The sequence below is a fragment of the Agrobacterium sp. CG160-95 genome, from assembly GCF_053521725.1.
The window spans coordinates 1,065,261-1,076,700 of record NZ_JBNWDU010000001.1 but is presented as its reverse complement, the minus strand read 5'-3'; the positions used below and the strand labels follow the sequence as shown (position 1 = coordinate 1,076,700).

13 protein-coding genes are annotated in these 11,440 nt (G+C 59.3%); all 13 read left to right on the top strand.

Going from position 1 to position 11,440, the window contains the following annotated elements:
* Positions 1–4: 4 nt before the first annotated feature.
* The 13 genes from murJ to ACQZ63_RS05285 all read left to right on the top strand — a co-directional run bounded on the left by murJ (position 5) and on the right by ACQZ63_RS05285 (position 11,294).
* Positions 5–1,594 (top strand): murein biosynthesis integral membrane protein MurJ, encoded by a 1,590-nt coding sequence (murJ, locus tag ACQZ63_RS05345; protein ID WP_003514779.1) that lies wholly within the window; start codon positions 5–7, stop codon positions 1,592–1,594.
* Positions 1,594–1,998, top strand: coding sequence for a VOC family protein (locus ACQZ63_RS05340; RefSeq protein WP_019564425.1), 405 nt, complete (start codon positions 1,594–1,596; stop codon positions 1,996–1,998). The genes murJ and ACQZ63_RS05340 overlap by 1 nt, the downstream gene beginning before the upstream one ends.
* Positions 1,999–2,101: 103 nt before the next feature.
* Positions 2,102–3,166, top strand: a complete 1,065-nt coding sequence (gene trpS / locus ACQZ63_RS05335) for a tryptophan--tRNA ligase (protein WP_003514781.1) — start codon at positions 2,102–2,104, stop codon at positions 3,164–3,166.
* A 115-nt stretch (positions 3,167–3,281) separates the two neighbouring features.
* Positions 3,282–3,773 (top strand): universal stress protein, encoded by a 492-nt coding sequence (locus tag ACQZ63_RS05330; protein WP_003514782.1) that lies wholly within the window; start codon positions 3,282–3,284, stop codon positions 3,771–3,773.
* A 169-nt stretch (positions 3,774–3,942) separates the two neighbouring features.
* Complete coding sequence (locus ACQZ63_RS05325; protein ID WP_003514783.1) at positions 3,943–4,506, top strand: NifU family protein; 564 nt, start codon at positions 3,943–3,945, stop codon at positions 4,504–4,506.
* A gap of 21 nt (positions 4,507–4,527) precedes the next feature.
* Entirely contained in the window at positions 4,528–5,196 is a 669-nt protein-coding gene (gene tsaB, locus ACQZ63_RS05320; protein WP_065703738.1) for a tRNA (adenosine(37)-N6)-threonylcarbamoyltransferase complex dimerization subunit type 1 TsaB, read from the top strand.
* A gap of 39 nt (positions 5,197–5,235) precedes the next feature.
* Positions 5,236–5,730: a GNAT family N-acetyltransferase gene (locus ACQZ63_RS05315; protein ID WP_003514785.1), complete on the top strand. Its 495-nt coding sequence runs from the start codon at positions 5,236–5,238 to the stop codon at positions 5,728–5,730.
* 69 nt (positions 5,731–5,799) lie between these two features.
* Entirely contained in the window at positions 5,800–6,228 is a 429-nt protein-coding gene (locus ACQZ63_RS05310; protein ID WP_003514787.1) for a Fur family transcriptional regulator, read from the top strand.
* A gap of 30 nt (positions 6,229–6,258) precedes the next feature.
* A complete protein-coding gene (olsA, locus tag ACQZ63_RS05305) occupies positions 6,259–7,053 on the top strand; it encodes a lyso-ornithine lipid O-acyltransferase (protein WP_448799098.1) in 795 nt (264 codons plus the stop codon).
* A 64-nt stretch (positions 7,054–7,117) separates the two neighbouring features.
* Entirely contained in the window at positions 7,118–8,521 is a 1,404-nt protein-coding gene (gene miaB, locus ACQZ63_RS05300; RefSeq protein WP_003514798.1) for a tRNA (N6-isopentenyl adenosine(37)-C2)-methylthiotransferase MiaB, read from the top strand.
* A 40-nt stretch (positions 8,522–8,561) separates the two neighbouring features.
* The gene (locus ACQZ63_RS05295) at positions 8,562–9,617 is read left to right on the top strand and encodes a PhoH family protein (protein WP_026330651.1); all 1,056 of its coding nucleotides are present in this window, start codon (positions 8,562–8,564) and stop codon (positions 9,615–9,617) included.
* Between the two features lie 9 nt (positions 9,618–9,626).
* A complete protein-coding gene (gene ybeY / locus ACQZ63_RS05290) occupies positions 9,627–10,133 on the top strand; it encodes an rRNA maturation RNase YbeY (protein WP_003514801.1) in 507 nt (168 codons plus the stop codon).
* A gap of 15 nt (positions 10,134–10,148) precedes the next feature.
* Complete coding sequence (locus ACQZ63_RS05285; RefSeq protein ID WP_003514803.1) at positions 10,149–11,294, top strand: hemolysin family protein; 1,146 nt, start codon at positions 10,149–10,151, stop codon at positions 11,292–11,294.
* Positions 11,295–11,440 lie beyond the last annotated feature (146 nt).

Sequence of the window (11,440 nt, the reverse complement as noted above, 5' to 3'; positions counted from 1 at the left end):
TCCCATGAGCTTGATCGGAAAGTTCGCCACGGTCGGCACGGCCACGCTCGGAAGCCGTATCTTCGGTTTCCTCCGCGAGACGCTGATGGCCGCAGCCGTCGGTACCGGCCCGGTCGCCGATGCCTTCAATGCTGCCTTCCGGTTCCCGAACACCTTCCGGCGCCTTTTTGCCGAAGGCGCGTTCAACTCGGCCTTCGTGCCGCTTTTTGCCAAGGAAATCGAGGCGAACGGCATGGAGGGCGCAAGGCGCTTTTCCGAAGAAGTTTTCGGCGTTCTGTTCACCGTGCTTCTGGCTTTGACGATCCTGATGGAACTGTCGATGCCGTTCATCGTGCGCACCGTTATTGCGCCGGGCTTTCTGGAAGACCCGGTGAAATTCGACAACACCGTCCGTCTCGCAACCATCATGTTTCCCTATCTCGCCTGCATGTCGCTGGCGGCGATGATGGGCGGCATGCTGAATTCGCTGCACCGTTATTTCGCTGCCGCGATTGCGCCGGTCTTCCTGAACATCATTCTGATTGGTGTTCTGATGCTGGCCTGGTGGAAGCATTACGACCCGCTTCAGGTGGGTTATGCCCTGTCCTGGGGTGTGATGGCGGCGGGTGTGGTGCAGCTTGGCATCGTCTGGATCGCCGTGCGCAATGCCGGCATGCGGATCGGTTTCCGCAGACCCCGGCTGACGAAGAATGTCCAGCGCCTGCTGGTCCTTGCTTTGCCGGCCGCGATCACCGGCGGCATCACCCAGATCAATCTCCTGATCAACACCAATATCGCGTCTGCCGGTGAGGGGGTGATCTCCTCGCTTGCCTATGCCGACCGGATTTACCAGCTGCCGCTCGGTGTCGTCGGCATCGCCGTTGCCACCGTGCTTTTGCCGGAGCTGGCGCGGGCTTTGCGTGGCGGACATATGGTCGAGGCGGGAAGCCTGCAAAACCGCTCGGTCGAATTCGTGCTGTTTTTGACATTGCCCGCCGCCGCTGCCCTTCTCGTCATGGCGGAACCCATCGTGCGCTTTCTGTACGAGCGCGGCAATTTCGCGCCTTCGGCCACCGTCACCGTCGCGCAGATCCTCGGTATTTATGGCCTCGGCCTGCCGGCTTTCGTGCTGATAAAGGCGTTCATTCCCGGCTTTTTTGCCCGCGAGGACACCCGCACCCCGATGATCTTCGCGGCGATTTCCGTGGTTGTGAACGTCTCTCTGGCGCTGACGTTGTTTCCGCGTCTCGGAGGTCCTGGCATCGCCATTGCCGAGATCACCGCCGGCTGGGTCAATGCCGCCCTGCTGTTCGGCATGCTGTTGTGGCGGGGTCACTGGCATGTGGACATTCCGCTCCTTACCCGCATTCCGCGCTTGCTGCTGGCCGCCGCCCTTATGGCGGGCTTCGTTCACTATGCGCTGACCTATCTCAGCTTCGAGCTGTCCTCCGCCTCCTCCATTTTCGTCCGGGCCGGAACCATCATGGGCCTCGTGCTCTCCGCCATGCTCGTTTATTTCGTGCTGGCTTTCGTTTCGGGTGGTGCCGATCTCGGCATGGTCAAGAGAGCCATCAAAAAGCGCCGCAACAAGAATGCCCAGACGGAGACAAGCTGATGTCCTTTGCAGAAAACCGTCGCATCGCCCTCATCACACTCGTGGTTGACGATTATGACCGGGCAAAGACGTTTTATTGCGAGGTTCTGGGGTTTGATTGCCTTTCCGACCAACCTCTTGATGACGGCAAACGCTGGCTGGTGGTGAAGCCTCAAGGGACCGATGGCTGTGCCCTCTTGCTTGCCGAGGCGGATGGCGAAGCGCAGCGTCTTGCCATCGGCAACCAGACCGGCGGCCGTGTCGGGTTTTTCCTGCATACCGACGATTTCGGTCGTGACTACGAGACGATGCTTGCGCGCGGCGTGCGCTTTCTGGAAGAACCGCGCCATGAGGTTTATGGCTCTGTCGCGGTCTTTGCGGACCCTTATGGAAATCACTGGGATCTTCTTCAGCCGCGCGGCTGACGCGCCCTGAAACCGCTTGATTGCGAGGGGCTGTAGGTGCATAAGCGCGCGTGCAATTCCAACCACGGGGCGGGGCCCTCCACAAGCCTTTTCGAGGACGACAATGAACGCATTCAAGCCGCTGGTTTTCTCGGGCGTCCAGCCGACCGGCAATCTGCATCTCGGCAATTATCTCGGGGCCATCCGCAAATTCGTGGCGTTGCAGGAAGATAACGACTGCATCTATTGCGTCGTCGACATGCACGCCATCACCGCCCAGCTCGTTCATTCGGACCTGAAGGCGCAGACCCGCTCGATCGCTGCCGCCTTCATTGCCGCAGGCATCGATCCGGTGAAGCATATCGTCTTCAACCAGTCGGCTGTGCCGCAGCACGCTGAACTCGCCTGGATCTTCAATTGCGTGGCGCGTATCGGCTGGATGGAGCGCATGACGCAGTTCAAGGACAAGTCCGGCAAGAATGCCGAGCAGGTATCGCTTGGGCTGCTTGCTTATCCGAGCCTGATGGCTGCGGACATTCTCGTCTACCGCGCGACCCACGTTCCTGTCGGCGACGACCAGAAGCAGCATCTGGAACTGGCCCGAGACATCGCCCAGAAATTCAACATCGATTTCGGTGACCATATCCGCAACGCCGGTCTCGGGCTCGACATCACCGTGGGCAATGAGCCGGTGCATGCCTATTTCCCGATGGTGGAGCCGCTGATCGGCGGTCCGGCACCGCGGGTGATGTCGTTGAAGGACGGCACCAAGAAGATGTCGAAGTCCGATCCGTCGGATCTGTCGCGCATCAACCTCATGGACGATGTGGACGCCATTTCGAGAAAGATCAAGAAGGCGAAGACGGACCCGGATGCACTGCCGAGCGAAGTGGAAGGCCTGAAGGGCCGCCCGGAGGCCGAAAACCTCGTTGGTATCTATGCGGCACTGTCTGACAAGACGAAAGCGGAGGTTCTTTTAGAGTTCGGCGGACAGCAGTTCTCGGCCTTCAAGCCGGCTCTCGTCGAGCTTGCCGTCAATGTGCTGGCTCCAGTCAACAACGAGATGCGCCGCCTTCTCGACGATCCCACTCACATCGATGCCATCCTCAAACAGGGTGGTGAGCGCGCGCGCGCGATCGCCGAAAACACGATGAACGAGGTGCGCGACATCATCGGGTTCCTGCGCTGACCACGTATCGCCTTGCGGATCACGGCAGGCGGTTTGCGCCTGCCGTGATTTGATATAATCTCCGCCCGAACCGTCGGGCGGTTTTTCGGATCGCGGCGGACACAGGGAGTGCGGAATGGTTTCAAAACGGCTGTCGCGTCTGGAAGGGCATCGTCGCAAATTTCTCGCTGTTATCGATGACACACCGGAATGCGAAAGGGCCGTGCATTATGCCGGTCGTCGCGCCAAGAACTCCAATGGCGGACTGGTTCTGCTTTACATGATACCGGAAGGCGATTTCCAGCAGTGGCTGGGCGTCGAGCAGATCATGCGGGCCGAGGCGCGCGAGGAGGCGGAAGCAACGCTTGCCAAGATCGCCCAGAAGGTCCGTGAGACCATCGGCATCGAGCCGGAGGCGGTGATCCGTGAAGGCGGTGCAACCGAACAGATCCACGGCCTCATCGAGGAAGATCGCGATATTGCCATTCTGGTTTTGGCGGCAGGATCAACGAAGGAAGGGCCGGGACCGCTAGTCTCCTCCATCTCAGGACGCGGTGCGGCCTTCCCCATCCCCGTCACCGTGCTGCCGGATACGCTGACGGATGAGGAAATCGACGCCCTTTGCTGACCTTTGTTCGACCCCGAAAGGCAGGAACGGATTCGGGCAAGAATTTGGGGCTGACGATTTCTTGAATGTAATTATCATGTCAGGGCTTGAAGTAAGGCTTCGCCAGGCGTATTTTTTGGAAGAATTCTAAATTGCGGGGCGTGAACGGCGACCTCGAAGGAGACAGATAATGTTCATTCAGACGGAAGCCACGCCGAACCCCGCGACCCTCAAGTTCCTGCCGGGCAAGGTGGTGCTGGAAAGCGGCACGGCTGAGTTTCTCAACCCCGCGCAGGCGCAGGCCTCGCCGCTGGCAGAGCGCCTCTTCACCATTCCGGGTGTCACCGGCGTTTATTTCGGCTTCGATTTCATCACCGTCACCAAGGATGACGCCGAATGGCAGCATCTGAAGCCCGCCATTCTTGGTTCGATCATGGAGCATTTCATGTCTGGCCGCCCCATCATGGGCACTGCCATTGCGGCTGAAGTGTCGGATGAGGAAGGCGAGTTCTTTGAAGCGGGTGACGAAACCATCGTCGCCACCATCAAGGAACTGCTTGATACCCGCGTCCGCCCCGCCGTGGCGCAGGATGGTGGCGATATCACTTTCCGTGGTTTCCGCGACGGCACAGTGTTCCTGAACATGAAGGGCGCCTGCTCCGGTTGCCCGTCCTCCACCGCCACGCTGAAGCACGGCGTCCAGAACCTGCTTCGTCATTTCGTGCCGGAAGTGCGCGAAGTCGAAGCTGTATGACGTTGTAAGCCAGGCCGCGCCATGATTGTTCTCGCACTCGATACCTCAGGTGTGGACTGTTCCGCCTGCGTCTACGACAGCGCCTCCGACACGGTGCTTGGCGAGGTGTGCGAAACCATCGGAAAAGGTCATGCCGAGCGGCTGATGGCTGTGATTGATGGCGCTCTGCAGCAGGCACGCCTGCCGCTTCAGAAAGTCGGGCGCATCGCGGTAACGATCGGACCGGGTTCCTTTACCGGCATTCGCGTCGGCGTTGCCGCCGCGCGTGGTTTTGCCCTGTCGCTCGGCATAGAGGCAGTCGGCGTAACCACGCTTGAGACGATCGCCTTGCATCATCTGCTGGAAAATCCCGGCCGGCCAGTGGCTGTCGGGCTCGACGCCAAACGGGGCGAAGCCTACCTCCAGACATTTGCAGAGGATGGATCGCCGCTCCTCGAGGCCGCGCTTTTGTCTCTGGAGGATGCCAAAACGGCTCTCTCCGGTTTCGATGGCGCCATTATCGGTTCCGCCGCACCCCTTTTTCAGGGTTTCGACGCGGGGTCAGGGCCCGATCACTTTCCGATTTCCACTGTCGCGCGGGCGGGTGGACGCAAGCCGAAAGGCATGCCGAAACCCGCACCGCTTTACCTTCGCGGCCCGGATGCCCGGCCGCAGACGGGTTTTGCGCTGGCACGCCAGAGCGTTGCCTGATAGGTGGCACCCGTAAATGCGTGCGGATGATTCCTTGTTATGTTTGACGAATATCTAAGCTGGAAGCCCTATTTCGAGATCGTGCCGATGCAGCATGAGGATTGCGCCGGAGTGGCGGAATTGCATGCGCTGCGCTTTCCGCGCCCCTGGAATGACGGGGAGTTTTCCGGGCTGTTGACGCAAGGCTCGGTTTTCGGTGCCGTCGCGCGGCAGACGAACGCATTTTTCAGTAAACCGCTCGGTGGTTTCGTGCTTGCGCGCGAAGTGGCCGGCGAGGCGGAAATCCTGACCGTTGCGGTAGCCGACAAGTTCGCGCGCACCGGCCTCGGCTGGCGCCTGATGCAATCGGCCGTCCGTGAGGCGATGATGCGCGGTGCTGAAACGATGTTCCTGGAAGTGGACAGCAACAATGCCTCCGCCCTGGGACTTTATAAAAAGCTCGGCTTCAAAACGGTCGCTGAGCGCAAGGCCTATTACACAGCCAAGGATGGCGCGAAGTCGACGGCGCTTGTCATGCGCCGCGATCTTCGCTAGTTCCCTGCGACAGGCATTTTTCGGCGACAGCCCCGAAATTCAACCGGAATACTCAAAAGGCCAGAAGACGTGATAGACCTTTCGAAAACGCTGGAGGAACTTTGTGCCGAACGCGGCATGCGGATGACGGACCAGCGCCGTGTCATCGCCCGTGTGCTGCAGGAATCGGCAGACCATCCGGATGTCGAGGAGCTTTACCGCCGTTCCTCCGCCGTGGATCCGCGCATCTCGATTTCCACCGTTTACAGAACGGTGAAGCTGTTCGAGGACGCCGGCATCATCGAGCGTCATGATTTTCGCGATGGCCGCTCGCGTTACGAGACCGTGCCTGAGGAACATCACGATCATCTGATCGATCTGAAGAACAGTGTGGTCATCGAGTTTCATTCACCCGAGATCGAGGCGCTTCAGGAAAAGATCGCCAGGGAGCACGGCTTCAAGCTCGTTGATCACCGGCTCGAACTCTACGGTGTACCGTTGAAGCCCGGCGAACATTGAGACGCTGGTGAGCAAGCGCACGGTTCAATCATGATGTGGCTCCGGACAGCCTATATTGCGGTCGTTCTCCTGATCGTCACGCTTATATTGCTGCCGCTGCAACTGTTGGGCCTTGCCTTCGACTGGCGGCTTCGTCGCCGCATTCCCCGCATCTGGCACCGCATAGCCTGCCATGTCCTCGGCATCCGCGTGCATGTCCATGGGGATGTGGAGCGGGCAAAACCGCTGATGCTGGCGGTCAACCACGCCTCGTGGAAGGACATTCTCGTTCTCGGCAGTATTGCCGACGTGGTGTTCATCGCCAAGACGGAAGTGCGTGACTGGCCCGTCTTCGGCTGGCTCGCCCGTCTGCAGAAAAGCATATTCGTCCAGCGCGAGCAGAAGCGCAGCACCGGTGCGCAGGTCGGCGAGATCGCCGCCCGCATGGCTGATGGCGAGATCGTCGTGTTGTTCCCGGAAGGCACCACCTCTGACGGTAACCGCATGCTTGCCGTCAAATCCTCGCTGTTTGGCGCAGCCTCCACGGCTGCCGAGCAGGTTCCGGGCAAGCTCGTCTATGTGCAGCCGGTCGCAATCGCCTATACGCGGGTGCAGGGCATGGCCATGGGACGTTACCACCGGGTCATTGCGGCCTGGCCGGGCAGCATAACTCTGGTGCCGCACCTGCTCGGTATCATCAGGGTAGGTGCTATCGACGTCGACGTTACATTCGGCGACAGCGTTCCGTTTCACAGCACGGATAACCGCAAGCGTCTGGCGACCGATATCGCCGCTTCTATCCGTTCCATGTTGGCTTTCAGCCTGCGTGGTGGCTGGCGGAAATAGAGCATTCCAGCTTTTCCGGTATTTTTCTGTTTAATCCGGGCGTGAAAAACACTAGATAACCGCCATGACCCAGGAAACGCTTGGCCTCGATGCCCCCGAAATGATTGCCCGCGAGGGCTCTAACAGCAGGAAGGTCTTCATCAAGACCTATGGCTGTCAGATGAACGTCTACGATTCCGTCCGCATGAGCGATGCGCTGGCGAAGGACGGTTACGTTCAGACGGAGGATATGGGCGAGGCGGATCTGGTGCTTCTGAACACCTGTCACATCCGCGAAAAGGCCGCTGAAAAGGTCTATTCGGCGCTCGGCCGCCTGCGCGACATGAAAAAATCGCGCGAAGAACAGGGCCGCGAATTCGTGATCGGCGTTGCCGGATGTGTGGCACAGGCGGAAGGCGAGGAAATCCTTCGCCGTGCGCCAGCCGTCGACGTCGTCATCGGCCCACAGACCTATCATCGCCTGCCGGACGCCCTGAAGCGGGTGCGCGGCGGCGAGCGCGTCATCGAGACCGAATATGCCGTTGAGGACAAGTTCGAACATCTGCCGGTGGCCGAAAAGGCAACACTGCGTACGCGCGGCGTCACGGCATTTTTGACGGTGCAGGAAGGCTGCGACAAGTTCTGCACCTTCTGTGTTGTGCCCTATACGCGTGGTTCGGAAGTTTCGCGTCCCGTGCGCCAGATCGTGGATGAGGCGATGAAACTGGTGGATGCGGGTGTGCGCGAAATCACGCTGCTCGGCCAGAACGTCAATGCCTGGCAGGGCGAAGGCTCGAAAGGCGAAAAATGGGGACTTGCCGAGCTTCTTTACCGGCTGGCGGAAATTCCCGGTCTCGCACGCCTTCGTTATACCACCAGCCATCCGCGCGACATGGATGACCGCTTGATTGGCGCACATCGCGACCTGCGCATTCTGATGCCCTATCTGCATTTGCCTGTTCAGTCCGGGTCGGATCGCATTCTGAAGGCGATGAATCGTCGCCACACAGGTGAGGAATATATCCAGCTCATTGAAAAAATCCGGGCCGCCCGCCCTGATATCGCCATGTCCGGGGATTTTATTGTTGGCTTCCCCGGCGAGACGGATCGTGATTTCGAAGACACGATGGCGATCATCGAACAGGTGAAATATGCGCAGGCCTTTTCATTCAAATATTCCACACGCCCGGGAACGCCAGGCGCCGATCTGACGGATCAGGTTGCGGAAGAGGTGAAGGCCGAGCGACTGGAACGATTGCAGGCGCTGCTCTTGCGGCAGCAGAAGGAATTTGCGGAATCGCTGGTCGGAAAGACGATGGATGTGTTGCTGGAAAAGCCCGGCCGCATGCCTGAACAGTTGATAGGTCGCTCTCCCTGGCTGCAATCTGTGAATCTTGATGCAAAGACTTTGAAAATCGGTGACATTGTTAATGTACGAATCACCGCAACGGGTCCAAACAGCTTGTTTGCCGAGGTGGCAGAGAGTTAGAGTGAGGAGCCGACACTGATTGGGACAGGAGCCTGACCGCTTGAACGCACATGAATTGGTATCACCTTCATCGCGCCAGCCACGCCAAGCCGCGACCGACGCCAATCACTTCGTCCTCACGTTCGAGAATAACAGGATAGCGGGAGAGCTATTCGGTCAGTTCGATCAGAACCTCAAATTGCTGGAACAACGCCTCAACATCGATGCGCGCCCGCGCGGCAATTCCGTTGCCATCACCGGCGATGTCGTTGCCACCAATCAGGCTCGCCGGGCGCTGGATTTCCTTTACGAGCGTCTGCTCAAGGGCGGAACTGCCGAGGTTTCCGATGTGGAAGGCGCGATCCGCATGGCCATGGCGGCAGATGACCAGCTGACCTTGCCGACGATGGAGCGCAAGGCGAAGATCTCCATGGCGCAGATTTCCACGCGCAAGAAGACCGTCGCTGCCCGAACGCCCACCCAGGATGTCTACATGCGGGCGCTGGAGCAGTCCGAACTGGTTTTCGGCGTCGGCCCCGCCGGCACCGGCAAGACCTATCTTGCCGTGGCGCATGCAGCACAACTTCTGGAGCGCGGTGCGGTCGACCGAATCATCCTCTCGCGTCCCGCAGTAGAAGCGGGCGAACGCCTTGGCTTCCTGCCGGGCGACATGAAGGAGAAGGTCGATCCTTATCTGCGCCCGCTTTACGACGCGCTTTACGACATGATGCCGGGTGACAAGGTGGAGCGCGCCATTCAGGCGGGCGTCATCGAAATTGCGCCACTGGCCTTCATGCGCGGACGCACGCTTGCCAACGCCGCCGTCATTCTGGACGAAGCCCAGAACACCACGACCATGCAGATGAAAATGTTCCTCACCCGTCTCGGTGAGAAAGGCCGCATGATCGTGACCGGCGACCCAAGCCAGGTGGACCTTCCGCGCGGCGTGAAGTCGGGCCTTGTCGAGGCCCTGCAAATCCTCACCGATGTGGAAGGTGTATCCGTCGTGCGCTTCAAGGATGTGGACGTCGTGCGCCATCCGATGGTGGCGCGCATCGTGCGGGCGTACGAATCCCACACGGCGGTGCCGGATGAAAGCCTCCTGAAGGGCAACTGACGCAAGACAATGACAGCTCTGGATATTCAAATCAGCGTCGAGGCCGAAGGCTGGTCCTCGGAAGAGGACCTTCTTGCCTTCGCCACCAAGGCGCTGGATGCAGCGGTTGATTTTTTGAAGCGGGAAGAGAACCAACCCTTCCCGAAAATGCCGGTGGAACTGTCGCTGGTCTTTACCGACGATGAAAATATCCGGGAAATCAATGCCGAATGGCGCGACAAGGACAAGGCAACCAATGTCTTGTCTTTCCCCGCTTTTCCGCTGGAACCGGGCGGCATGCCCGGCCCGATGCTGGGCGATATCGTCATCGCGCGCGAGACGGTTGAACGCGAGGCTCTTGAACTTGAGAAGAGTTTCGAGGATCATCTGACCCATCTTCTTGTTCATGGGTTCCTGCACCTGTTCGGTTATGACCACATGGATGAGGAGGAGGCGGAAGAAATGGAGTCGCTTGAGACTCGCATTTTGGCGGTGCTTGGCCTATCTGATCCTTATGCGGGACAGGAACCGCTTTGAATATTGTCTGGAGCCATGAACGAACATTCTGCACGACCTGCCAATGAGGGCAGAGAAAACGGCGAGCAGTCCTCCTCGGAGGAGGGCAGTAGTCATTTACGGAACGACTCCAATGCAAAGCCGAGATCGACGATCTGGTCACGCATTGGACGGTTGCTGAAACCGTCACAGGGCGAGCGCCTGCGCGAGGATTTGACCGACGCGCTGATGGACGACACCGAAATCGGTGCCGCCTTTTCGCCCGAAGAGCGGGCGATGCTGAACAATATCCTGCGTTTCCGGGAGGTTCGGGTCGAAGATATCATGATCCCACGCGTGGATATCGACGGTCTCGACCAGAATATGACCATCGGCGAAGCTCTGATCCTCTTTGAGGAAACCGGGCGCTCCCGCATGCCGGTCTACGATGAGACGCTGGATAATCCGAAGGGCATGATCCACATTCGCGATCTGCTGGCCTATGTCGCCAAGCAGGCGCGCAACAAACGCCGGGTGGGATCGCGTGGCGTTGCCTATGGCGAGGCGAAGGCTCCGCGCTCGCCGCGACCGAATTTTGACCTGGCACGGGTGGATCTGGAACAGACTGTCGCCGATGCCGGACTGGTGCGTAAAATTCTTTTTGCACCCCCCTCCATGCTGGCCTCCGATCTTTTGAAGACCATGCAGGCACAGAGAACACAGCTTGCCCTGGTGATCGACGAATATGGTGGCACGGACGGTCTCGTCAGCCATGAGGACATCGTCGAGATGGTCGTGGGTGACATTGATGACGAGCACGACAAGGACGAGACGATGTTTTCGCGTTTGTCCGCCGACGTGCTGGTGGCGGATGCCCGCGCAGAGCTTACAGAGCTTGCCGAGGCAATCGGACCGGAATTCGATGTCCGCGAACATCTTGAAGAAATCGATACGCTCGGCGGCCTGATATTCTTCGCACTCGGCCGCATTCCGGCCAAGGGTGAAGTGGTCAGGGCCGTACCTGGTTTCGAGTTCCAGATTCTCGATGCGGATACAAGGCGTATCAAGGGTGTCCGTATCGTCCGCGATCATGGCTCGGAAGGGCAGGATGACCGCGCGCCGGGCGATGCCGATGCCGATGAGGTTATTCCGCTGCCCGCGCCGGATGTTCGCCTCATCACCCACCAGCAAAACGCTGACTGAGGTGGGCGACGGGATGCTCCCCGTCGCCTCCGCTCCTTGAACGCGTCATCAAGAGTCCAAAAGGACGCAAGGTGCTCCGGCGACCATCCCTTCTGTGGACTGCGAATCTTTTTTCCTTTACGTCGAGTCTAAAGGGAAATTCCTTT